The 24,837-nt window shown below is 58.6% G+C and carries 19 protein-coding genes; 11 read left to right on the forward strand and 8 right to left on the reverse strand.

Going from position 1 to position 24,837, the window contains the following annotated elements; genetic code table 11:
• Nucleotide 1 precedes the first annotated feature (1 nt).
• From QEZ52_RS17460 to QEZ52_RS17470, 3 genes are all read left to right on the forward strand, one after another.
• Nucleotides 2-883 carry a phosphotransferase gene (locus tag QEZ52_RS17460; RefSeq protein WP_406645751.1) on the forward strand — a complete coding sequence of 294 codons (882 nt, stop codon included), beginning with the start codon at nucleotides 2-4 and terminating at the stop codon, nucleotides 881-883.
• An 8-nt stretch (nucleotides 884-891) separates the two neighbouring features.
• Entirely contained in the window at nucleotides 892-3,336 is a 2,445-nt protein-coding gene (locus QEZ52_RS17465; protein WP_406645752.1) for an FAD-dependent oxidoreductase, read from the forward strand.
• A gap of 210 nt (nucleotides 3,337-3,546) precedes the next feature.
• The gene (locus QEZ52_RS17470; RefSeq protein ID WP_406645753.1) at nucleotides 3,547-5,238 is read left to right on the forward strand and encodes a sulfatase-like hydrolase/transferase; all 1,692 of its coding nucleotides are present in this window, start codon (nucleotides 3,547-3,549) and stop codon (nucleotides 5,236-5,238) included.
• Between the two features lie 168 nt (nucleotides 5,239-5,406).
• On the opposite strand, the gene QEZ52_RS17475 is transcribed toward QEZ52_RS17470, so the two are convergent.
• Nucleotides 5,407-6,099: a nitroreductase family protein gene (locus QEZ52_RS17475; protein ID WP_406645754.1), complete on the reverse strand. Its 693-nt coding sequence runs from the start codon at nucleotides 6,097-6,099 to the stop codon at nucleotides 5,407-5,409.
• A 131-nt stretch (nucleotides 6,100-6,230) separates the two neighbouring features.
• Here QEZ52_RS17475 and QEZ52_RS17480 point away from each other — a divergent pair, with 131 nt between their 5' ends.
• Nucleotides 6,231-6,689, forward strand: a complete 459-nt coding sequence (locus tag QEZ52_RS17480; RefSeq protein ID WP_406645755.1) for a thioesterase family protein — start codon at nucleotides 6,231-6,233, stop codon at nucleotides 6,687-6,689.
• A 104-nt stretch (nucleotides 6,690-6,793) separates the two neighbouring features.
• Nucleotides 6,794-7,873: a PLP-dependent cysteine synthase family protein gene (gene cysK / locus QEZ52_RS17485; RefSeq protein ID WP_406645756.1), complete on the forward strand. Its 1,080-nt coding sequence runs from the start codon at nucleotides 6,794-6,796 to the stop codon at nucleotides 7,871-7,873.
• Here cysK and QEZ52_RS17490 read toward each other — a convergent pair whose 3' ends face one another.
• On the reverse strand, nucleotides 7,874-8,665 hold the full coding sequence (locus tag QEZ52_RS17490; protein ID WP_406645757.1) for a carbon-nitrogen hydrolase family protein: 792 nt from the start codon (nucleotides 8,663-8,665) through the stop codon (nucleotides 7,874-7,876).
• A 4-nt stretch (nucleotides 8,666-8,669) separates the two neighbouring features.
• Nucleotides 8,670-9,827: a M24 family metallopeptidase gene (locus tag QEZ52_RS17495; RefSeq protein ID WP_406645758.1), complete on the reverse strand. Its 1,158-nt coding sequence runs from the start codon at nucleotides 9,825-9,827 to the stop codon at nucleotides 8,670-8,672.
• A gap of 257 nt (nucleotides 9,828-10,084) precedes the next feature.
• On the opposite strand from QEZ52_RS17495, the gene QEZ52_RS17500 reads away from it, so the two are divergent.
• Nucleotides 10,085-10,765, forward strand: coding sequence for a GntR family transcriptional regulator (locus QEZ52_RS17500; protein ID WP_406645759.1), 681 nt, complete (start codon nucleotides 10,085-10,087; stop codon nucleotides 10,763-10,765).
• 32 nt (nucleotides 10,766-10,797) lie between these two features.
• Here QEZ52_RS17500 and QEZ52_RS17505 read toward each other — a convergent pair whose 3' ends face one another.
• From QEZ52_RS17505 to QEZ52_RS17515, 3 genes are all read right to left on the reverse strand, one after another.
• The gene (locus QEZ52_RS17505) at nucleotides 10,798-12,762 is read right to left on the reverse strand and encodes an ABC transporter permease (RefSeq protein ID WP_406645760.1); all 1,965 of its coding nucleotides are present in this window, start codon (nucleotides 12,760-12,762) and stop codon (nucleotides 10,798-10,800) included.
• Nucleotides 12,759-13,784, reverse strand: a complete 1,026-nt coding sequence (locus QEZ52_RS17510) for a glycine betaine/L-proline ABC transporter ATP-binding protein (RefSeq protein ID WP_406645761.1) — start codon at nucleotides 13,782-13,784, stop codon at nucleotides 12,759-12,761. The genes QEZ52_RS17505 and QEZ52_RS17510 overlap by 4 nt, the downstream gene beginning before the upstream one ends.
• Nucleotides 13,785-13,860: 76 nt before the next feature.
• A complete protein-coding gene (locus tag QEZ52_RS17515) occupies nucleotides 13,861-14,805 on the reverse strand; it encodes an ABC transporter substrate-binding protein (protein WP_406645762.1) in 945 nt (314 codons plus the stop codon).
• Nucleotides 14,806-14,990: 185 nt separating this feature from the next.
• Here QEZ52_RS17515 and QEZ52_RS17520 point away from each other — a divergent pair, with 185 nt between their 5' ends.
• Nucleotides 14,991-15,683, forward strand: coding sequence for a response regulator (locus QEZ52_RS17520; protein WP_406645763.1), 693 nt, complete (start codon nucleotides 14,991-14,993; stop codon nucleotides 15,681-15,683).
• Here the strand turns inward: QEZ52_RS17520 and QEZ52_RS17525 are convergent.
• Nucleotides 15,676-18,591, reverse strand: coding sequence for a response regulator (locus tag QEZ52_RS17525; RefSeq protein WP_406645764.1), 2,916 nt, complete (start codon nucleotides 18,589-18,591; stop codon nucleotides 15,676-15,678). The genes QEZ52_RS17520 and QEZ52_RS17525 overlap by 8 nt on opposite strands.
• Nucleotides 18,592-18,683: 92 nt before the next feature.
• Here QEZ52_RS17525 and torT point away from each other — a divergent pair, with 92 nt between their 5' ends.
• Both torT and QEZ52_RS17535 read left to right on the forward strand, forming a co-directional pair.
• On the forward strand, nucleotides 18,684-19,748 hold the full coding sequence (gene torT / locus QEZ52_RS17530; protein WP_406645765.1) for a TMAO reductase system periplasmic protein TorT: 1,065 nt from the start codon (nucleotides 18,684-18,686) through the stop codon (nucleotides 19,746-19,748).
• 115 nt (nucleotides 19,749-19,863) lie between these two features.
• Nucleotides 19,864-21,207: an MmgE/PrpD family protein gene (locus QEZ52_RS17535; RefSeq protein WP_406645766.1), complete on the forward strand. Its 1,344-nt coding sequence runs from the start codon at nucleotides 19,864-19,866 to the stop codon at nucleotides 21,205-21,207.
• Nucleotides 21,208-21,432: 225 nt separating this feature from the next.
• Here QEZ52_RS17535 and QEZ52_RS17540 read toward each other — a convergent pair whose 3' ends face one another.
• Nucleotides 21,433-21,855, reverse strand: coding sequence for a MarR family winged helix-turn-helix transcriptional regulator (locus tag QEZ52_RS17540; RefSeq protein ID WP_406645767.1), 423 nt, complete (start codon nucleotides 21,853-21,855; stop codon nucleotides 21,433-21,435).
• Nucleotides 21,856-21,957: 102 nt separating this feature from the next.
• Between QEZ52_RS17540 and QEZ52_RS17545 the strand changes: the two genes are divergently transcribed.
• Nucleotides 21,958-23,079 (forward strand): substrate-binding domain-containing protein, encoded by a 1,122-nt coding sequence (locus QEZ52_RS17545; RefSeq protein ID WP_406645768.1) that lies wholly within the window; start codon nucleotides 21,958-21,960, stop codon nucleotides 23,077-23,079.
• A gap of 139 nt (nucleotides 23,080-23,218) precedes the next feature.
• Nucleotides 23,219-24,811, forward strand: coding sequence for a flotillin family protein (locus QEZ52_RS17550; RefSeq protein ID WP_406645769.1), 1,593 nt, complete (start codon nucleotides 23,219-23,221; stop codon nucleotides 24,809-24,811).
• Nucleotides 24,812-24,837: the final 26 nt, after the last annotated feature.

Genomic DNA, 24,837 nt, shown 5'->3' on the forward strand with positions numbered 1-24,837 from the left:
GATGAGCCAATCCGACCTGATAACCCGCATCCGTGCCCTGCCGATCTGGCAGGGAGAGATCACGGCCCAGCCGTTGACCGGCGGCATTACCAATGTGAACTTCAAGGTGACCAACCTAAGCGGTTCTTATGTGGTGCGCCTGGGCGATGACATCCCGCTGCACCAGGTGATGCGGTTCAACGAACTGGCCGCCAGCCGCGCCGCCCACGCGGCCGGGCTGTCCCCGGCGGTCGTGCATTCCGAAGGGGATCTGACCGTGCTGGAATTCATCGAAAGCCGCACCCTGACAGAGGCCGACGTGCGCCACTTCGATATGCTGCCGCGCGTTCTGGAGCTGGTAAAGCGTTGCCACCACGAGGTGCCCGCCCATCTGCGCGGCCCGTCGTTGGTGTTCTGGGTGTTCCATGTCATCCGCGATTATGCCGCGACGCTGAGCGAAAACAGCAGCAGCCATCAAACGCTGGTCCCCGAACTGGTCGACATCGGCAACCGGTTGGAACAACAGGCCGGTCCCTATGACATGGTGTTTGGCCACAACGATCTGCTGTGTGGCAATTTTCTGGACGATGGCACCCGGCTGTGGCTGATCGACTTTGACTATGCCGGGTTCAATTCTCCCCTGTTCGATCTGGGCGGGCTGGCATCCAACAACGGCCTTTCGCCCGATCAGGAAGACTGGATGTTGGAAAGCTATTTTGAAACCCCGGTAACCGACGATCTGCGTCACCGGTATACGGCGATGAAATGCGCCTCGCTGCTGCGTGAAACCATGTGGAGCATGGTGTCTGAAATCACCTCTGACATCGACTTTGACTATGCGGCCTATACGGCCGAAAACCTCGCGCGGTTCCGCGCGGCCCTCACCGACTTTGAAAACACCTGAGGACTGACATGACTGAACTTCCTTCCACGGCCAAAGCGGTCATCATCGGCGGCGGCATCATTGGGTGCTCTACCGCGTATCATCTGGCCAAAATGGGCTGGACAGACACCGTCCTATTGGAGCGCAAAAAGCTGACCTCGGGCACCACATTCCATGCCGCGGGCCTGGTGGGCCAGTTGCGATCCAACGCCAATATCACCCAGCTGCTGGGTTATTCGGTGGATCTGTACAAGAAGCTCGAGGAAGAAACCGGGCTGGGCACCGGATGGAAAATGAACGGCGGGCTGCGGCTGGCCTGTAACGAAGAACGCTGGACCGAGGTAAAGCGGCAGGCCACCACAGCGCATTCCTTTGGGTTGGACATGCAGCTGCTGACCCCCAAGGAAGCACAGGACCTGTGGCCACTGATGGATATCGGTGACGTGATCGGCGCGGCCTTCCTGCCGACCGATGGTCAGGCGAACCCGTCGGACATCACCCAGGCGCTGGCCAAAGGCGCGCGGATGGCAGGTGCCAAAATTTTCGAGGACACCAAGGTCACCGACCTGGAGATCGACAACGGCAAGATCCGCGCCGTGATCACCGAACATGGCCGCATCGAATGCGAAAAGGTCATCGTCTGCGCCGGTCAATGGACCCGGGATTTTGCCGCCAAATTCGGTGTGAACGTGCCGCTGGTGCCGATGGAGCACCAATATATGGTCACCGAACCCTTTGGCGTCCCCGGTAATCTGCCGACCCTGCGCGACCCCGACCGATTGACTTACTACAAGGAAGAAGTCGGCGGTCTGGTCATGGGCGGGTACGAGGCCAACCCGATCCCCTGGGCGGTGAACGGCATCCCGCAGGGGTTCCATTACACCCTGCTCGACAGCAATTTCGACCATTTTGAACAGCTGATGGAGCTGTCGCTGGGCCGGGTGCCTGCGTTGGAAACCGCCGGGATCAAAACCCTGACCAACGGGCCGGAGAGCTTTACCCCCGACGGCAATTTCATTGTCGGTGAGGCACCGGAATTGGCGAATTTCTTTGTCGGCGCAGGTTTCAATGCCTTTGGTATCGCGTCTGGCGGTGGCGCGGGCATGGTGCTGGCAGAGTGGGCCGCCAAGGGCGAGCCCCCGTTTGATCTGTGGTCCGCCGACATTCGCCGCTTTGGCCGTCCGCATTTCGACACAGATTGGGTCCGCACCCGCACGGTCGAGGCCTATGGCAAACATTACACCATGGCCTGGCCGCACGAAGAACATGACAGCGGTCGCCCTTGCCGCAAATCACCGCTCTATGATGTGCTCAAGGATCAGGGCGCGTGTTTCGGCGAAAAACTGGGGTGGGAGCGCCCGAACTGGTTCGCAGACGCCGCGCGGGGCGAAACGCCCAAGGACGAATACAGCTTTGGCCGTCAGAATTGGTTCGCCGCCGTGGGTCGCGAACATCAGGCCGCGCGCGAGGCTGCCGTGCTGTTCGATCAGACTTCGTTTGCGAAATTCGCGCTGAAAGGCCCGGATGCGCTGGCCGCAATGAACTGGATCTGTGCCAATGACGTGGACAAACCGGTTGGTGCGCTGGTCTATACCCAGATGCTGAATGATCGCGGCGGGATTGAATGTGATCTGACCGTGGGCCGCGTCGCGCATGACGAATTCTACATCGTCACCGGCACCGGCTATGCCACCCATGATTTCGACTGGATCCGCCGCAACATCCCCGACGGGTTGAACTGTCAGCTGTTCGACATCACGTCGTCCAACGCGGTGCTGTCGTTGATGGGCCCCAAGGCACGCGATATTCTGGAACAGGTCACCCGTGATGACGTGTCGAACGAAGGCTTCAAATTTGGCACCATCCGTACCATCGGTATCGCCGGCTGCCCGGTTCAGGCCTTGCGCGTCACATACGTTGGCGAATTGGGGTGGGAGCTGCACCTGCCGGTGGAATATGCCCACACCGTCTATGAGGCATTGATGACGGCAGGCAAGGACCATGGTTTGATCAACGCCGGTTACCGTGCAATTGAATCTTTGCGACTGGAAAAGGGATATCGTGCCTGGGGGTCTGACATCGGGGCCGATCATACGCCCCTTGAGTCCGGCCTGGGCTGGGCGGTCAAACTGCGCAAGAACATCGATTTCAAGGGGCGCGCCGCTGCCGAGGCGCAAAAGGCTGATGGCGTCAAAAAGATGCTCGCCTGTTTTACCGTGGATCCCGAAGTGGTGCTTTTGGGCCGCGAAACGATCTATCGCAACGGCGAACGCGTCGGCTGGCTGACGTCGGGGGGGTATGGCCACACGATCGGACAATCAATTGGCTACGGCTATGTGCGTAACCCGGACGGTGTGGACGCGGAATTTGTCCTGAATGGCGACTATGAACTGGAGGTCGCGACCCAAAGGGTCAAGGCAACGGTTCATATGCAGCCGCTTTATGATCCCCGCATGACACGGGTAAAGGTCTGATCATCTTTCCTTTTCTCCCTCGTGTCATCTCTTCAGCCGGTCTCTGCAGAGATCGGCTGTTTTTTGTGGCTTTTGATTTCACGGCTTCCCTCGCTATAAAATTGCCATGTTAATGAAATTTCGGTTGTCTGTGCCCCCTGTTGCGACCAGAATGTCTCAACACCCTGCGGATCGCGTAGGAGAAGTCACCTGACCCGGAGGACCGACCACATGGCACAGGCAAAAAACATCCTCTTTGTCATGTTCGACCAACTGCGGTGGGACTATCTCAGCTGCTACGGCCATGAACATCTGCACACCCCCAACATCGACCGACTGGCTGCAAAGGGCGTTCGCTTTGATCGGGCCTATATCCAATCGCCGATCTGCGGCAGCTCACGGATGAGCACCTATACCGGGCGTTACGTGCATTCGCATGGCGCCACCGGCAATGGCATCCCGCTCAAGGTCGGAGAAATGACCATGGGCGATCACCTGCGCAAGGCAGGCATGGACTGCTGGCTGGTCGGTAAGACCCATATGCGCGCCGATGCCGAAGGCATGGCCCGGCTGGGGCTGGCACCTGACAGCCTGATCGGCGTGCGGGTGGCAGAATGCGGGTTCGACGTGTTTGAACGCGACGACGGGATGCTGCCCGAAGGGCCCGATGGGTCCTATGACCCTGATGGTGCCAAAGGGTTCAATGAACACTTGCGCGCCAAAGGATACGAAAGTGACAACCCCTGGCATGACTTTGCCAACTCGGGCCTGGACGCCGACGGCAATGTGCTCTCGGGCTGGTTTCTGAAAAATTCGGACCAGGCGGCAAACATTGACGAACCCGACAGCGAAACCCCCTATCTCACCACTCGGGGAATGGACTTCATCAAACAGGCCGACGGCCCCTGGTGCTGCCATCTCAGCTATATCAAACCCCATTGGCCCTATATCGTACCCGAACCCTATGCGTCGATGTATGGCCCCGAACATATCCAGCCGGTGAACCGGTCGGACGCGGAACGCCAGAATGCCCACCCGGTGTTCAAGGCCTTTATGGACACCAAGGTCGGCCAGACCTTTTCGCGCCAGGATGTGCGCGACGCCGTGATCCCGGCCTATATGGGGCTGATCAAACAAGCCGACGACCAGATGGGGCGGTTGTTCGACTGGCTCGAGAACACCGGTCGGATGGAAGACACGATGATCGTGCTCACCTCGGACCATGGGGATTTTCTGGGCGATCACTGGATGGGGGAAAAGACGTTTTTCCAGGATGCTTCGACCAAGGTACCATTGATCATCTATGACCCCTCGTCTGAGGCCGACGCCACCCGTGGCACTGTCTGCAACGCGTTGGTTGAAAGCATCGACCTGGCCCCCACTTTTGTCGAGGTCGCAGGCGGCGCGGTCGCCGACCATATCCTTGAAGGCGAGAGCCTGCTGCCGATCCTGCGCGGCGCGCGCACTGAAACCAACCGCGATTTTGCGATCTGTGAATACGATTACTCAACCTCCCCCCTGGTCGACCGGTTGGACGTATCGGTCAAGGAGGCCAATATCTACATGCTGACCACCAAACGCTGGAAGCTGATCCACCCGATGGGTGGATTCCGCCCGATGTTGTTTGATCTGGAAAGCGATCCCCAGGAGCTGGTGGATTTGGGCGACAGCCCCGAACACGGCGACATTCTGGATCAGATGTATGATCACCTGCTGGCCTGGAGCGCCCGCAACAGCCAGCGCCAAACCCGCTCGACCGCCCAGATCAACGCCATGCGTGGTGCCAGCAACGGCACAGGTGTGATGATCGGCGTCTATGGTGAAGACGACGCGCCCAAACGCGCCACCATCAAATACCGCGACCGAACTGCCCCGGATTGGCGGGACCGACATGGGAAAAAGGCAGGGCCAAAATCAGAATGAGCGCCTGCGGCGCACAGGTCACCGCGCTGACGCGCGAAATACGAGGCTCTGCCTCGTGCTCCGGGATATTTGAGGCCAGATGAACAAGGGATCCTGTCTTCATCTGGCCTCAAATATCCCGGGGGAATCGCCAACGGCGATGGGGGCAGAGCCCCCTACCCGCTCCAATCACTCTGAAACTGTCAGAATTTCCGCCAAAGGTTTCTTGATCTTGGCAACGGCCGGAACCTTGGCATCTGCAGCCGGGTGACCCACAGCAATGATCATTGTCGGCTTTTCGTGATCTGGGCGGCCCAGCATCTCGTTGAGAAACTTCATTGGGTTCGGTGTATGAGTCAGCGCCACAAGACCCGCGTGATGCAACGCCGTCAGCAACATGCCGGTGGCTATTCCGGTGCTTTCGGGCACGTAGTAATTCTTGAACCGGGTTCCGTCATCGAATTGGCCCCACCGCTGGGCAAAAACCACGATCAGCCACGGCGCGATATCCAAATGCGGCTTGTCATCGTTGGTTCCAATGGGTTCCAGCGCCTTGAGCCATTCATCCCCGGCACCGCCGTCATAAAACCGGCGTTCCTCTTCTTCGGCCGCCAGGCGGATGCGGTGTTTTTGTTCTGGATCAGAAATTGCCACAAAATGCCAAGGCTGGTGGTTTGCACCCGAGGGCGCGGTGCCGGCTGCGCGCACGCACGCCTCGACCACCGTGCGCGGCACAGGGCGGTCGGAAAAGTCGCGCACCGAATGGCGACGTTTCATCCGGTCATAAAACGCTTCGGACTCAGCCAGCATCTGATCGTCGGTCATTTCCATGCGATCCGGCAGATCGATGGGGTCATAGGTGATGTGATCGCGGGTGAACATGGTGCCTCCATCAAACGTCTTTGCCCCTTGTTGCCGTTTTGGGTCCGGGCTGGCAACACTGCAATCGCTTGCGGCCCGGGGGCAGGGCATCTTATCAATTGGACCAAACAGACCAAATGGGATTCATTCAGATGATATTCACGTATGACACCGCCGTTCATCCCGATTGGATTGATTACAACGGACATATGAGAGATGCCTATTACGGACTGGTGTTCAGCCATGCCGGTGTTTCGCTGCAGAAACAGATTGGTATTGATGACGCCTATCGCGCCCAACATCAATGCACGGTGTACCTACTCGAAGATCACAAGTTTTTCCTGCGCGAGGTCCATGAGGGTGCTGCCCTGCATGTGGAGATGCGGGTCCTGGAGGTGGATGCGAAACGCTATCATTTGCACCTGCAAATGATCAGCGGCGGACAGGTGGTTGCGGTCTGCGAGTTCATGGAACTGCATGTGGCCCAGACCCCCAAGCCCCATGCCACCCCCATGCCAACGCATATTCTGGACCAGCTTCGGGACGCCAGGATTTCCGACACCGACCGCGCGGCCCTGTCCCACAGATCGCGACGGTTGTCGCTTGGCTGACACTGCCGGCGTTGCACTTGGCGGCATCTGGTCGCACTCTGGGCCCTGAACCGGCGATTCCCGTCGGTGCGCAGTGCTCGCCCATCAGACAGAGGATTATTCATATGACCCAACAGGACAGTTTTCAAACCAAGGGCCGTGGGCAGCTGTACGCGAGCATCATAGACACTGTTGGTGACACCCCCGCGATCCGGATCAACCGGCTGGCTCCCGAAGGGATCGAGCTGTACGTCAAGGCCGAATTCTTCAACCCTGCCGCTTCGGTCAAGGATCGTCTGGCGCTGAGCATCATCGAAGACGCCGAGCGCAACGGCAGCCTCAAACCCGGCCAGACCGTGGTCGAGGCCACGTCGGGCAACACCGGTATCGGGCTCGCAATGGTTTGCGCGGCCAAGGGGTATCCGTTGGTGGTGACCATGGCCGAAAGTTTCTCAATCGAACGGCGCAAGCTGATGCGGATGTACGGGGCCAAGGTGGTGCTGACACCCAAGGCCGAAAAAGGCTTTGGCATGTATCGCAAAGCGGTTGAACTGGCCGAGGCCAACGGCTGGTTCCTGGCACGCCAATTCGAAACCGATGCCAATGCCAAAATCCATGAAAATACCACAGCTCGGGAAATCCTGGCCGATTTTGACGGCAAGCGGCTGGATTACTGGGTGACGGGTTACGGTACAGGTGGCACCGCAACAGGGGTGTCGCGGGTCCTGCGCCGTGAGCGCCCCGAGACCAAAATCGTGCTGTCCGAACCTGCCAACGCTCAGCTGATCGCCAGCGGCCATGTACAGGCCCGCACCGCCGATCATTCACCGAATGAAAGCCACCCGGCGTTTGAACCGCATCCGATCCAGGGTTGGACCCCCGATTTCATCCCGCATGTGCTGCAGGAATCCATCGACAACGGATATTATGACAGCCTGATCCCAGTCCCCGGCCCCGACGGCATTGTCTGGGCTCAGAAACTGGCCGTGAACGAAGGCATCCTGACCGGCATTTCCGGCGGGGCGACCTTTGCCGTGGCGATGCAGGTGGCGCAACAGGCGGAACCGGGTTCGGTTATCCTGTGCATGTTGCCCGACACTGGTGAACGGTATATGTCGACACCCCTGTTTGACGACATTCCCGCCGATATGACGGCGGACGAAGTGGCCCTGTCAAAATCTACACCGGGCTTTCAGATGGGCTGATTACCCGACCCAAGGCAGGTTTTGCCGATCCTTGTGATAAGGCAGCCTGCTTTGGGCTCTGCCCACAGTTTCAGTTTCGATGAGCGCGCAGATCAGGCCTGGATCTTCCCCGGCCCGCGCCAAATCCGATCCATCGGGCGCTGCAATGCAACTGCCGCCGAAATAGTCCAGACCGTTTTCGCGGCCGCAGTGATTGGCATACGCCACATAGACCCCGTTTTCGAATGCCCGCGTCGGCACCACCCGCTGAGAAACCACGCCCCACTGTGCACCCAGCGCTGTGGGCACGACGACCAAATGGGCACCTTGCATCGCCACATGCCGCAGGTTTTCCGGAAACTCCACATCATAACAGACCAGAATCGCGATCTGCACACCATTGAGTTCAAACACCGTGCATTCGGCTCCGGGTTCAAAATGGTCGCCTTCAAACCCCGGTGGCAATAGAAGTTTACGGTGATGGCCCACCACCTGCCCGGCGGCGTCGAAGCAGATGGCGCTGTTGAACAGATGTTCGCCCTGCCGTTCCGCGTACCCGTACAAAATGGCCAGCCCATGCCTGTGTGCTATGTCGGCGACCACCTTGGCAAAGGGACCATCGGGGGATTGAGCCGCATCGGACAAACCCTCGCCGATGTTATAGCCACATTGGAACAATTCAGGCAGAACCAACAGATCCAGCGGTCTCTCCTCCTGCCCTGCCAGCAGATCACGCAGCCAGGCCAACCGTGCCGCTGCCCCGGTCAGTTCACCGGGGCTTTGCGCGACGGCCAGATTCAATGAGGCGCTCATCAGGTCAATCCTTGCTTAGCAGGATTTCGCGGGGATATTGCGTGATATAGTCAACCCCGGTTTCGGTCACCACCACGGAATCCCCGATCCGCCCGGCCGTTACACCATCGACCGAAATCCCGCCATCCACGGCAAAGGTCATGCCCGGTTGCAACACGGTTTTGTCCCCGGCTTTCAGCTCGGGCGCCTCTAGGTAAGCCACGCCGATGGAACGCCCCGTGCGATAGCCTGTCTCATAGCCACGGTCGCGGTAGACCTCATTCGCGGCAGCCGCGACGTCCTCGGCCAGCACACCGGGGCGGATGGCGGCGATGGCCGCCTGTTGTGCCGCAATGGCCGCCTCCTGGCAGCGGCGATCTTGGTCGCGGACATCGCCAATGTGAAACATCCGGTCAAAGCCCAGTTTGTATTGTTTGAACTGCGCCATGTTGCAGAAGCAGAAATACACAGGGTCGAATTTCTCGAACTGTTTGACGCTGGCGCGGCGGTGCACCATCGAGGCATCCTTGCCGCTTTGCAGGATCTGCAAGTTGTGGATCATCGGAGACACAAAGCGGTCCCATCCCTTGTCGGTCAGAAAATCGGCGGCGCGGCGCGAACCGGCATCAATCACCGCCAGCGCGCTTTCGAATTCCCGTGCGCCTGCACGCAGGCTGTCATGCGCGGTGCCCATCATCGCGCCAGCGATCTGGCCTGCTTCCTTCATGACTTCGATTTCAAACGGGGTTTTGATCACCCGCATTGCGCCCAGAACCGGTGCGATGTCTTTCAGCGGCAGGCCAGGATATGTCTCGTCCAGGTGATTGCGCACAATGGCGGGAATGGTTGTCTTTTCCACCCAGATTTCGGAGGGTTTTTCGCCCAGAGCCCCGGCCAGAGCCCGGCCCCAGGTGCGTTGGCCCATGTCTTCCCAGACGCGCACATCTTCGACCCAGGTCATTTCCGCCACCATTTCGGATTCCATCAGCGGCGTGATCACGATGGGGGCCTCTTCGACATCGACGACCAACATGGTTGGCCGGCCGAATTCAATGCCCAGATACCCCCAGAACCCGGCCAGATAAGCGATTGAGCTTTCGTCGGTGAAAACCGCCTTGCGGATGCCTGTGTCCTTCATCCGGGCCTGAAGGTTCCGGGTTCTCTGTTTTGCCTGCTCCAACATGACGTGCACCTTTTCAATTGGGCTGGTGGCCGCGTGGTCGCGGCCATGGTGGTGGGTTTTCGACTCGGATTTGACGATATCGCCAGATCATTTTCCGGCATAGCTGTACACAGGTGTGGCTGTAAATAGAATTTTTACACCAGTATATTCAAATTTTGACCACCCATGCATACAGCATCAAAAATTTTCAAAGAAAACCGACTTCTCTTTCTCCGGCAGAGCGGATAAAATCGCCGCTCCCGAACATGGACAAGATCATGAATGTGACACCCACACAGATCCCCCAGGACCTGAGACCCACCGTCGATGTGATCCAGGCCGAAATCCTAAAGCGCATCTGTTTTCTGGACTACCCGCCGGGGCGTCAGCTCAAAGAGGCAGATCTGGCGCAGGAATTCGGGGTCAGCCGCACGCCGGTGCGCGATGCGATCAGCCGGATCAAACATCTGGGGCTGGTCGAAACCCGCAATGGTGTGGGCACCGTGGTGGTGGCACTGCCCGATGACCAGATCCGCCATGTCTATGAAATGCGCCTGCATCTGGCGACCCTGATCGGAACCCTGTCGCCGCGAAAGATCACCGCCCCAGATCGCCAGCGCGTCGAGGATCTGTTGGTCGAGGTCAAAGCCTTGGAGCAGGAGTTTGACCCACGCAGATATGTGGAACTGAACCATCGGCTGCACATTCTGGTGGTGGATCTGATCGGCAATACATCGCTGCAATCCTTCTGGTGGCAGACCTATTGCCAGGCGGCCAGCACCTGGCATCGCATTGCCAAGTTAACCGGCGCTGACGCAGCAACCGCTCTGGTGCGCGAAGTACAGGATTTGGTTCAGGCGATGGAACACGGCGACCTGTCAGCCGTCGGGTTTGTTCAACGTATTCATATCGGGTACGGGTTTGACCGGATCCAAAAACACCTGCTGCATTCAGAGTAAAACTCCGGCGGGTCGCCCCGCCGGATCAGAGATCACTCCAGACCCAACGCCTGTTTCTTGCCACTGGCCCATCGGGTGACCAGATGATCCACCATCAACCCCATGAACGCCACGGCAAATCCGAGGACAAGCCCCTTGCCCACGTCGGTCGAAGACAGGGCGCGTTGCATTTCCTGCCCCAGATCCTGGGTGCCGATAAAGGCTGCGATGATCACCATGAACAGCGAAAACATCACCGATTGGTTCACCCCGATCATGATTGTCGGCAAGGCCATGGGCAGGCGCACCTTCCACAGGGTCTGCATCCTTGTGGCCCCCGACATGTCGGCGGCTTCGATCAATGTTTCTGGCACTTGCTGCAGCCCTTCGATGGTATAGCGTATCAGCGGCACGGCGGCGAATAGCACCACGGCCCCGATGACAGCCACATCATTCACGCCAAACAGCATCACGACCGGGATCAGATAGATAAAGCTGGGAAAGGTCTGAAGCGTATCGCAGATCAACAGCGCGCTGGCCGCGCGGCGTTTTGTGAACGACGCCCAGACCCCCAACGGAAAGCCCACCAAAGCCGCAATGATCACCGAGACCACGACCATATAGACGGTGATCATCGCCCGATCCCACCAGCCCGACATGGCGATCAGACCAAAGAACGCCAGGCAGATCAGCGCCGAACGCGCACCGCCAATGGCCCAACCAATTGCCGCCAGAGACATCAGCACCGCTGTATACGGCAACCACAGGAAACCGTCCCGGATCGGGATCAGAACCCAGGTGATCAGGAACCAGCGCAACCATTGTGTCACCGGATCAATTGTCACGATGATCCAATCAGCCAGCGCATCGACGGGTTTCGAAATGGTAAAGGCATCACGACGGCTAATCTGGTCCATCACCGGGAACACCTGGGCCAGTGCGAAACACAGCGCCGCCAACCCGGTGCCTATCAGTAAATATTTGTTGCGCATCGCAAAGGATGTGCCTTTTTCAAAATGCTCCGGCTGACGGGTGGCCCAGGCCTTGGTGCAGCGATCCAGCATCACGGCCAGAAGAACGATGGTCACACCGATTTCAAACGACCGCCCGATTTTCAGCGCCTGCAGCAGTTGCAACAGCTTTTGTCCCAGTCCGGGCATCCCGATGAACGAGGCCAGAACCACCATCGCCAGACATTGCATGATAACCTGGTTCACGCCGACCAGAATTTCGGTCCGTGCCGTTGGAATCCGAACATGACGCAGCAATTGCCAACGCGTTGCGCCACACATGTGACCGCTTTCGATGACTTCGTCCGGGACCTTGCGCAGACCCAGAATGGTCATGCGGATCATGGGTGGGACGGAAAAGATGATGGTGACGATGGCGCCGGCCTTGGGGCCGACACCAATGAACACCACCACCGGAATCATATAGGCAAAATGCGGCAGGCTTTGCGCGATGTTCAGCATCGGGTTCAGCACCCGTTCGAACCGGCGCGACTTCCACCCCCAGATACCCATCAACAGCCCGAACAGGATCGAAAACGGGGCAGCCACGACGATCACCGACAGGGTTTCCATTGACCATTTCCACTGCCCCATCACCGCGATCCAAACGAATGTGCCCCCGGTCAACAGCGACAGACGCCACCCCTGCAACGCATAGCCGATGACAAAACCGATACTGGCAATCACGGTCCATGGGATCGGGCCAACACGCGGCCAGCGGTTTTTGCCGTACAGCAGATTGGCGGTTACATCCAACAACCACTCGACACCTGCGGCAAAGGCCCGTGTCACCTGCATCAGCCCCAGATCATCGCGCAGAAAATTGAAGAGGGCGTTGATCCAGTCGGCAAAAGGCCAGACCAACCAGTCTGGAGGGCGCACCAGCCCAGCGGGCAAGAGGTTTTTTCCCAACAGCAACACAACGGCTGCAACCAACATGGCTGCGGCCACCCGTTGCGGGGTCCATTGCAGGTCCGGTTCCGCCAGGTTCAAGGCACGATCGCTCATGCCGCGTCCCCCAGCAGCACGTCCAGCGCCTTTTGGCGGCTTAGGCTGCCAATTATTGCGCCATCCCTTCCCGACACGGGCAAATAATCCCGACTGTCATTAACCAACAGCCGCGCCAGCTCCAGGATCGTTTTATCCCCGGAAATAGCATCCCCCGTCAGCATGTGCCCATTGACCGGCTGCACCATGCCCTTGGCATGAACCACACGGGCCTTGTCGATTTCTTCGGTGAATTTTGCCACATATTCGGTGGCCGGATTCAGCACGATCTGATCCGGGGTGTCGCATTGTTCAACGACACCGTCCTTCATGATGGCAATCCGGTCGGCCAGGCGCAGGGCTTCGTCAAAATCATGGGTGATAAAGACGATGGTCTTGCCCAGCATTTCCTGCAAGCGCAGGAATTCGTCCTGCATTTCGCGCCGGATCAGCGGGTCCAGCGCGGAAAACGGCTCATCCAGAAACCAGATATCCGGTTCAATCGCCAGGCTGCGGGCAATGCCGACGCGCTGTTGCTGACCACCGGACAATTCGCGGGGGAAATAATCCTCGCGTCCGGCGAGCCCCACCAGTTCGACCACCTCCATGGCGCGGGCGCGGCGTTCATGACGATCCTGCCCCCGCATTTCCAGCGGAAAGGCCACATTGTCCAACACGGTGCGGTGCGGCAACAGGCCAAAGCTTTGGAAGACCATGCCCATCTTGTTGCGGCGCAGGTCGATCAATTCCCGTTCGCTCATGTCGCCGATGTTTTCACCCTCGACCTTCACCTCGCCGCCGGTGATGTCGATCAGACGGGACAGACAGCGCACAAAGGTCGACTTCCCCGACCCCGACAATCCCATGATCACCAACATTTCGCCCTTGGAGATATCCAGCGTCACGTCGCGCACAGCCGCGATATACCCCGCCTGACGGATGTCATCAAAGCTGGGGTTGCCAGTCAGCGATGACAGGTATTTTTCGGGCTGGGCCCCAAACAGTTTCCAGACGTTTTTGCAGGAGATTACGGGCGCGGTCATGGTCTTTCTTTCTTTTGATGTCAAAGAGCCGGGGCAGAAGATCCGCCCCGGTTCCAAAGGTTGAAAAGTGGCGGGTTTAGTTGGTCCAGGACTGCCAGGTGCCCTGATTGGCCTCCAACCATTCGGTCGCCGCGTCCTCGGGCTCCATCTCGTCGATATCAACCAGCTTGGCCATTTCGGCGATCTGTGGGTTGGTAAAGCTGATCTGGGTCAGCGCCTCGTAGGCCGCAGGCCATTTGTCCTTCATCCCGTCCCAGGCCGCTTTTTTCAGATAGCCGTTGGCAGGGTTGCCACAGTCATATGTCGCATCCGGGTTCGGACCCACCGACGCGTCGGTGTCACAGCCATCAACCCAAGTGGGGAATTCGACGAATTCACCGGGCCAGACGGCTTCGGCAAAATTCGGCGTCCAGTTAAAGATAACCACCGGGCGCTTGGTCTTTTCCGCCGCGGCCACTTCGGCCCACAATGCAGAAGCCGAGCCCGCATTGACCACGGTAAAATTCATGCCCAGCGCTTCGACACGTTCTGCATCATGCTTGAGCCAGTCAACCGGACCGCCCAGAAATCTGCCCTTGTCCCCGGTTTCCGGAGTCGCAAATTCAGCGGCACAGCTGTTGAGCGCCTCCCAGCTGGGCAGGCCTGGACAGGCGTCCTTGGTCCAGGCGGGATACCACCAATCTTCGCGCGTGACGGCATTGTGGTCACCTGCATCATGCAGACCGCCCTTGGCCACCGCTTCATTGAACGACTTGCCAAAAGCGCCTTCCCACACTTCGAGTTCGAGCGTGACATCGCCCAGACGCACGGATTCATAAACCGCCTGGCTGTCGGTCGAAACATATTCGACGTTGTTGCCCATGGATTCGAAAATCTGACCGACCACATGGCTCATCACGATCTGGCTGGACCAGTTGTGGGTTGGAATGATGATCGGATCGGATGAATCCGCCGCCATCGCCATTGGTGCCGCCAATGCCAGCGACGCTGCGCCAATCATCATCTGAAACTTAAACTTCATGAGGACCTCCCTGTTGTCCCAAACCCCGTTTTTTTTGCCGGGGATGTTGGTTGTCGAAAGCGCTGCTTTCTGCGGATCAGGCTAGGTGTGGGATATGAACAGGTCAGCCCGATGTGATGAACAGGGTGGTCAATGTTGTTAAAAATTGTTAACAGATCGGGCATTCGCGGGGAGAAACAACATCCATGGCTCATATTCTGATCATCGAGGACGAACCCGTGACTCGGGCGACGTTGGCCAGCTATCTGGATGCACAGGGGTATCGCATCTCCGAAGCAGAAACCGCCGATGCCGCGGAAATGATCCTGACCGAACAGGATGTGGACCTGTTGCTGGTCGATATCAACCTGCCCGGCAAGGACGGGTTGCAGATCACCCGGGAACAACGGGCCAAATCTGATCTGGGGATCATTCTGGTTACCGGGCGTGACGACGATGTGGACCGGATTGTGGGGTTGGAGCTGGGGGCCGACGACTATGTTTGCAAACCGTTCAACAGGCGCGAACTTCTGGCCCGTATCAAGAATTTGTTGCGGCGCACCGAAGACATTCGCCGTCTGTCCCGGCGGATTTACCAGTTCGGGCCGTTCCGGTTCGATGTGACCGCCCGGCATCTGCAATCGGACGACGCCAAGGTCATTCCCCTGACCCGCGCCGAGTTCGAAATGCTGGACTGTCTGGTCAGCCGTGCCGGACAGGTGATCACCCGGGACGCATTGATGACCCGGATTACCCATCGCCAATATGGTGCCAACCCGCGAACGGTCGATGTGCTGATCCGAAGATTGCGGGCCAAACTGGAAACCGACCCGGCCCATCCGCGTGTGATTACCACGGTTCACGGAGAAGGGTATGTATTCACTGCGCCGATCAGCTGACTTTGAGAAACCGGTCCTGAGCCTCGGCCATGGCGGATTCGATCTGCGGGACCAGAGCATTGATCTCTGTGATTAATCCGGCAACCTCGGCCTTGGTGCCTCTCTTGGCCTGACGTTCTGCCTGAGCCAGCAGATCACCCAGATAATCCAGTTCGAAATTTCCGACTGCCCCTTTTAGCCGATGCGCCGTTTTGGCCACCTGATGCCAATCGGCCTGTTCAACGGCGCGCAGCAATTCCTTGTGATCCTGGCCCAGCTGGTCCAAAAAAAGCTGTGCAATCTGAACCGTTTTTTCTGCACCAAAATCACGCGCGTTGGTCTGTAGAACCTGCGATAGCCCGTCCAGGTGACGCTGATCTGCCTTCACCGTTCGTCTCGAAGACAGGAAAACCCGCCCCTGGTGTCCGGCAGCCACCTGGTCCAACGCCTGGGACAGACGTTCCGGAGAAACGGGTTTGGCAACAAACCCGTGCATTCCCGCCTGTAGATGCGATTCAATCTGATCATCCAGAACATGCGCCGAGATGCCGATGACCGGAACACTGGCCAGATAGGGGTCGGACGATTGACGCAACAAACGTGTGGCATCGGTCCCGCTCATCCCCGGCAGATCGACATCCATCAGCACCACGTCAAACTGCTGCTCCTGAAGAAGCTTCAGCGCGTCTTCGGCATTTGCCAAACACTGGCAGCTGTGACCCATCCGCTCCAGATACCCCTGTGCGACCATCTGATTGATTTCATTGTCTTCCACCACCAGAACGCGCAGCGGCGTTTTGCTCAAACCTGGTGCCAGCGCGGCTTCTGGAGGCACCAGATCGCGGGCTTGCGCGATCGGCAAATTGATCGAGAGCGAAAACACCGACCCGACAGCCTTGGTGCTTTCCAGGGTCAACCGCGCACCAATCACCTGTGCAAACCGCCGGCTGATGGCCAATCCCAACCCGGTGCCACCAAATGCGCGTGTGCTGGTGTCATCCTCTTGTTCGAAGGCTTCGAACACCCGGCGTTTGGCTTCATTGGCGATCCCATGGCCAGTGTCGCTGACTTCAAAGGTCAGCATACAGGCGTCGGAGCCACCCCCATTGGCGCGCACCCTCAGGATCACTTCGCCCTGATCCGTGAACTTCACCGCGTTTGACAGCAGATTGAACAGGATCTGGCGCAATTTGGCCACGTCTCCACGCACCACATGCGGCACGTCATCTGCCAGGTCCAGCCATAGATGCAGCCCTTTTTCATCCGCGCTGGGACGCATGAGAACCACAATGTCCGTGACCAGATCGGAAACCGAAAACGCAACCGGGTCATTGGTCAACCCGCCGCTTTCGACCTTGGAGTAATCCAGGATGTCATTGAGGATCTTGAGCAGATTCTGCCCCGAGGCGATGGCTGCGCGCAGCCGCAACTGCTGATCACTGGACAGAGGTTCATCCGTCAATCCACGCAACATGCCCAGCACCCCATTCATCGGTGTGCGGATTTCATGGCTCATCATGGCCAGGAATTCGGACTTGGCCCGGTCTGCGGCTTCGGCCTCGCGCCGGGCCACGTCATGGGCTTCGACTTCATGGCGCAATTTCTCGGTTTGCTCGGCAACCATTGCCTGTAGATTGTTGCGATGTTCCAACAGCTCGCGTTCGGTGCGATCCCGTTCCTTTTCCAGTTCAGATTTGGCAATCGCCTGTTTGCGAAACACTTCGACCGCCTGTTCCATACGCGCGATTTCATCGTATCCGGTCGCGGCAATCCGCCGATCCAACCGGCCTTTGGCCAGGGCCGTCATCGCGTTGGACAGATGGTCCAGCCGCAGGGTGATGTTGCCGCGGATAAAGAACCACAAAATGGCTAGCGAAAATATCAGGCCCACAACAGCCACAACCGTGTTGCGTGTCTGGGCCTGTTGGACATCCGCCGCCGCCCGTTCACCGGTTTCGATCGCCTGTGTCTGGGCCCGATCGGCAACTGCGCCCGCTTCGCCGCCCAATCGGATCGCCGCATCCTGAAGCTCTTGTTTGACGACGCCAATCTGCGCGTTGGTGTCCAGAATGCTTTGGCGTAGCTCGAACAGATTGGGAGCCCCATCCGTCGCAACGCGTAACCGTTGCAACAGAACCTGTGCCTGTTTCAGGCGTCCCGGGTCCGGGATCGCCTTGATCCGGCGTGATACGATGGACAGCCGATGCGTCAATGATGCAGCAATCTCGCCCAGCTCGGTGGCGCTGGTGGCCTCGTCAATCCGGTTGATCAGCAAACCGATCTCGGCCGTCCGCGAGCGCAATTCGAACATCAGTCCCAGTTGGAACAGATCGACTTCGAGCAGCTTGTCCAATGTATCAGCGCGGTTGCTGTCCACGGATGTCCCTGGCCCCGCGTCATAAAGGCTCGATATCACTGCTGTGGTGCCCATTTCGGCATTGGCCACCAATGTGTCGGCCATATCCAACAACGTATTGGATGCCTCCAACACATCAGTGATCTGGTGCTTCAGAATATTGAACTGCGCAATCCGACGTGCCACCACGCTGTTGAGGTGCTGAACCGTGTCGGCCACATCCGCGACAGTTCTGCGCAGGTCGGTGGTGTTCGTGGAACCGCGGGCGTCCAGGCGATCAAGACGAAGGATCAGTGCGTCCACCTGTTCGGACAGAAACGCGGTGCGTTCGGTCCTGTCTTCCTGGGTGTTGACTTCGGCCAATTCCGGCGCGATCGCAATGATCCGGGTGCTTTCTTCCGTGATACCACGCACATCGGCGATCACCGGAATCGTCTGGTTGATGACAATCGCCTGACGTCGCGCCAATTCGCGAAGCTCGAACACCCCTAACAGCCCTGCAATGGTGGGGAGACCCGCGATCAGGATGAACGCGAGCAGCAGTTTCCCACCCAGGCCAAGGTTTTTCAACATCCCGAACCCTAAGCGTGTTTGCCCCAAAAGAGCAAATTTGATTTCCCTTTTGCACCTGTCCACCTATGGTCCGGTCAACATAAAGGGCTGCTATGCGTCGAATTTTGATATTGGGGTTTGCTATTCTGCACAGCACTGCCATGGCTGAAACCTGGCAGTTGAACGCACCGGATACGGCGTTTGACTACACCGGTTCCTTTTCCCAAATCGACTATCAACCAATTGATAAAGCATCGCAAAACTGGTCCATTTGCGTCTCGTATCCACATCTCAAGGATGCCTATTGGCTGAGCGTGAATTATGGCATGGTCGAAGAAGCCCGCCGGTTGGGCGTCTCTTTCCACCTGGTCGAAGCAGGCGGTTATCCCAACCTGGACCGACAAATCCAGCAGATCGAAGCCTGTGTGGATGATCAGGCGGACGCATTGGTTTTGGGCACCGTTTCCTTTGACGGGCTGACCGAAACAGTTGAACGGATTGCCCAGAGCGTTCCGGTGATTGCCGCCGTGAATGATATCGCAGATCCCGGAATCACGGCCAAAGTCGGCGTCTCCTGGACCGAAATGGGGGCCGAAGCCGGCCGAGTGATCGCCCGCGCCCACCCCAAGGGCTCTGACCCGGTCAAGGTTGCCTGGTTCCCCGGCCCGGAAAAGGCCGGCTGGGTCAGATTTGTCGAAGCCGGGTTTCGCGCGGCTGTACGCAACAGCTCGGCAGAAATAGCGGTGACCAAATACGGCGATACCGGGCGGGAAATTCAGGTTCTGCTGATCGAAGAGGCATTGGACGAGGTACCGGATCTTGACTATATCGTCGGATCGGCACCAGCGGCCGAAGCCGCGGTTTCCGTCCTGCGCGCCCGCGGGATGCAGGATCAGGTCCGGATCGTGTCAGATTATTTCACCCACGCGGTGCATCGTGGCATTCGTCGCAACCGGATCATAGCCGCGCCGACGGACATGCCGGTGCTCCAGGGGCGTCTGGCCATCGAAATGGCGGTTCGGGCAATCGAAAACAAATTGGACGTCACCCATCTGGGCCCCGCGATCCAGGTCATATCAGGTGTGCGACCTGATGTTGCGCTGATCCAGCATTCTCTGGCACCTGCCACATTTGTCCCGGTGTTCGAGTTCAAGGCGCAAAGCACAGAAGACCAGTAAGCACAGGTGCCCCGGAAACGACGCCAAAAGTCGCGGACGTGCTTGATCTGCTTCCCGGCTGCCCCGAGGCTGAAACCCGAGCCGCCTTTGTATGCCCAATGGGAAACGACACCAAATGACCCTGCCTTTTGACAGTTTCGCCACCGATTTGCGTTATGACGCCCTGCCTGCGTCCGTGTTGCACGTGCTGCGGCGCAGCTTTGTGGACACGATGGGTGTTGCAGCCGTAGGTGCCACAACCCCGCTGTCAGGAATTGCGCGCAAGGTTGCTCCGATGATCTTTGGCAGCGGGTCGGCGGGATCTGCGCGGATGTTGATGGACGGGCGGGCGACCAGCCCGGTCGGCGCGGCCATGGCCGGAGCCTTTACCATCGACAGCATCGACGCCCATGACGGGGTGACACCCTGCAAGGGGCACGCAGGTTCAGCTATCTTTCCCGCATTGATCGCCATGGCACAGGCGAGCGAACAACAGATCAATGGCCAACGTTTTGCCGAGCTGTTGGCCATCGCCTACGAGATTTCCTATCGCGCGGGATTGGTCCAGCATGCCACCTGTGACGACTATCACACGTCAGGAGCCTGGACCGCCGTGGGCGTGGCAGCGGCGGGGGCGGCGCTTTTGGGTGGAAACAGCGAACAGATCCGCCAGGCCGCCGGGATCGGAGAATATCACGGCCCGCGAAGCCAGATGATGCGCTGCATCGACCACCCGTCAATGGTACGTGACGGGGTCGGATGGGGCGCGCCTTCTGGTGTCACAGCGGCCTATCTGGCACTGGAAGGGTTTACGGGTGCCCCCGCCCTGACCTGCGAAGGCCCCGAAGGGCAAGAGTTTTGGCAGGATCTGGGGACGGGATGGCGCACTGTCGATTACACCCACTACAAGGCCTACCCCTGTTGCCGGTGGGCACACCCATCGCTCGACGCGGTGCATGATATGATGCGCGACAATGAGTTGACCCATGATCAGATCTCGAACGTCGAAATCCGCACCTTTCATTATGCCACCCGTCTGGCCGGGCACGAACCCCGGACCCAGGATGATTTCGCCTATTCCATCGCCTTTCCCGTTGCCGCGATGATCGTGCGCGGTCAGGTCGGGGTGAATGAACTGACCGATGCAGCCCTGAATGATCCAGATATCCTGCGCGTCAGCCGGTCGGTCCAATTGATCGACGACGATGACATGACCCGTATCAGCACCGACAAACGATGGGCTCAGGTGACGCTGGTTCTGACAGATGGTCGCCGGATCGAAGACGCTCCACGGACACCGCGCGGTGACGCGGATCGCCCGCTCAGCGACGCACAGATATCGGACAAGTTCCACGCTCTGGCCGATCCGATACTGGGGCGCGCGCGCGCAGACGAAATCGAAGCGCTGTCCGACCGGTTTGATCACCTGTCCGCAGGTGATCTATCCCGGTTGTTCGACTTGTGCACGCAACCGGTTTGAGCCACCCGAATGCTGACCTTGTCCTGGGGCCGTACGCTCGACCGGATCCCGCCTGTCTGGCGCTGTGCCACAGCCGCCCGGTCCAGCGCAAAGTGATGGACGCAGGTGATCTTCATAGCTGACACGCACACATCCTGGCCCTTGGGCGGCACCTGACCGTCGCCGCCCAAGAATTTTACCTAAAATTCTTGCCCGGTGGCGGGTACAGCGCCCATTTTCAGAGTCTCACGTGAGACCACGCAGCAACTGGATCAGCTTTTGGGTTTCCTGATCACCCAGCTGCCCCAGAATCACCGCATCGTGGTCGTCGATTTCCTGGCGGATCTGAAGCATACGTTTACGCCCCAGGGCCGTGGGGAGAAGGTTGATCTGGCGATTGTCATTCTGGGCCACCTGACGGTGCACCAAACCATCCGACACCATTCGATCCACCATCTTGGTCAGCGTTGGAGGATTCATCAACACGATTTCGGCCAACTGCCCCATCGTCAGGCGTCCGTCCGCCTCCAGCGTCTCCAGAACCCGCCATGCTTCGATCTGAATACCATGCTTGCGCAGCCGCGACGCCAGTGACGTGTTCACCGCGCGATGCGCCGCTGCCAGTGCATAAGAGAGATAGTTGCTGATCGGACTGATTTGATCATCCATGGCGCTCACCGTTTCCTGTATTCGAGAATTTAGTTGACTTGGAAAATAAATTCAAATGGAATGTGGCGGGTCCCCATCACCGAGCGAAAGGGCGACGCCGAAATGATGACATCTGCACCCGGTCCTCATGTTCCAACCGAATTGGAGGAACTGCGCGAGGGTCCGCTGACGCGCGCCAAGGGCACGTATCGCATCGCGCTGCTTATCCCTTTGTGTGGTTCGGCCGGGATCTGGGCCCCCTCCTGTATCTCCAGCGCACAAGTTGCAGTGGAAGAATTGAATCGCGCTCAGGGGCTGGACGGGCGCAAGGTACAGCTGATCATGCTGGATGCCGCACTGGAGGCGAGCATCCCGATCGAAGAAACCGTCAATGACCTGATCGAAACAGAATCGATCGACGCCATTGTCGGCATGCATATCAGCGCAATCCGCCAGCGTCTGAGCAAGGTTGTGCGCCAGCGCATCCCCTATGTCTACACGCCCCTCTACGAGGGTGGAGAGAGCACGGCGGGTCTGTTTGCCATTGGAGAAACACCACAAGAGCAACTGGGCCCCTCCATGGCCCTGATCCAGAGCGAATACAAACCCCGCAGTTGGGCGCTGATCGGCAATGATTATGTCTGGCCGCGCACCTCGCATCTCTATGCCAAGGCAAAACTGCGCGAAATGGCAGTCGGGCTGACCTATGAGAGATATCTGCCGTTTGGGCTGAAAAACATGGACCAATATGTCAGGGAAATCGGGCAATCGGATGCCGATGCCGTGCTGATTTCGCTGGTTGGTCAGGATGCCGTAACGTTCAACCGGGCCTTTGGCAAAGCGGGCCTGCACAAACGTGTGGTTCGTCTGTCCTGCGCAATCGAGGAAAACGCCCTGATGGCCAGCGGTGCCCGAAATACCAAACGCATGTTTGCCGCATCGTCCTATTTTGGCACCTTGCCGACCGAGGCCAACGCCGCCTTCAAGGAGCTGTATTACGGAGTACATGGCGACCAGGCACCCGTGTTGAATGCCTTGGGGCAATCGACGTATGAAGGGGTCCACTTCTTGGCCGGTCTGATGCAAGGCCACGCCTCAATCTGGCACGAAAAAAACCTGTCCAACGCGCTGCCTGTGATTCATCGCAGTGGTCGAAAGTGCCTCTCTGCAAACAAGAGCAAACGTGCACCGATTTACCTAGCGCGCGCAGATGGGTTGAAATTTGAAGTAATAAAAGAAATATAATCAATAGCTTATCTATAATTATTTTCCAATTCAAATTATTACTTGAATTGGAAAGTAAAATCCACCACGGTTTAGCGAACAGTCGTCGCACCGCTTGAAAGCGGGCGTCATGACACATGCTAAGTCGGGGAGAATTGTCTTGCTTTGGGTTGTATTGTTGGTGCTCGCTGCGCTGATCATCCTTGTCGGGATCTGGTTTCTGCAACGCTATTACGCCAAGGCGGCGTTGGATACGGCGCTGGTACGTACCGGGTTCGGGGGACGCCGTGTGGTGACGGATGGCGGGTGTCTGGCGTTGCCGATCCTGCATCAGGTTCAAAAGGTCTCGATGGGGGCTTTGACATTTGCCACCACCAGACAGGGCCGCGACGCGGTGCTGACCCGGGACCAGATGCGTGCAGATGTGGTGTTCGAATTCGAACTGCGGGTCGCTCCGTCCGAAGACGCCATCGCAACCGCCGCCCAAACCCTGGGCCAGCGCATTGCCCGGGGCGGAAATACCGTACAGGGCGTTCTGGCCGGGACATTGGTCAACGCCATACAGAATGCTGCCGCGGCGCGTACTTTGGACGAAATCCATCTGGATCGGTCCGGTTTCTCTGCGGATGTTGCGCAAGCCATCGAAACACAGGCCAGCCTGTTGGGGCTGACGCTGGTTTCGGCCTCGCTGATCTCGGTTGACCAAAGCGATCTGGCGCAGTTGAACGAAAACAACGCATACAACGCGCAGGGGATGCGGCGGCTGGCCGAACTGGTCGCCGACCAGCGCAAGGCCCGCATCAAGGCCGAAACAGAATCCGACATCGCCGTGCGTGAAAGCAAATTGGCCCAACATCAACGCCAGCTGGAGTTGCATCGTCAGGAACGCGAAGCCGAGATTGCCCAACAGGAACATCTGGCCCGGCTCGAAGCGGACGCGACATCGCGCCAGGATCAAGCCCGGGTTGAGGCCCAGCGCGCCAGTGAAACCGCCCGCATCGACAGCGAAGCGCGCGTCAAGACCACCCAGATCGAACAGGATGAAGCCCTTCGTAAATCCGAAATGGCCGCCCTCCTGGCGCTCGAAGAGGCCAAGATTTCCAACGGAATCCAACTGGCCCGCAAACGGGCCGAAGAATCCGAAGCCAAAGCAGCCGAGGAACAGGCCCGCGCCCAGGTCCTGTTGGCTGGCGAACATGTTCAGGCACAAAAGGATCGCGCCGCGGCCGAACGTGAACACGCCATTGCCCGGCTGCAACAGGACAAGGAACTGGATCTCGAAGCGGCCCGTGTCAAACGCGATGTCGACACCCTGTTGACCCGGGCACAGGCCGATGCCACCGCCGCCGCCAAAGTGGCCGAAACCGACCGGTTGCGCATGGAGGCAGAAGCCGCCGGTCGTGTCGCGCTCAACTCCGCTGAAAATACCCTCAGCGACGCGGTGATCCGGATGCGACTCGAAGAGCGCAAACTGGACCGGATGCCGGAAATCATGACCCAGATGATGAAGCCGGTGGAAAAGATCGACTCGATCCGCATCAACCAGATCTCCGGTGCCGGTGGCGCTGGAACCGGGGCAACCGAAGGTGTCGATGGGGCCTTTGGGGCCGCGATGGATCAGATCCTGGGCATGGCCGTGCGCCTACCCGCGATGAAACAGATGGGCGAGGAAATCGGGCTCGACTTTGATGCCAACCTGGCCGGGCGCACCGCCGATTACGCCAACCGTATCAAACCAAAAGACAAAAGCTGAAGCAGGGCAAACCCTGTTCATCTTCA

It is taken from the genome of Aliisedimentitalea scapharcae (assembly GCF_045277565.1).
In the GTDB taxonomy this organism is placed as follows: domain Bacteria; phylum Pseudomonadota; class Alphaproteobacteria; order Rhodobacterales; family Rhodobacteraceae; genus Aliisedimentitalea; species Aliisedimentitalea scapharcae.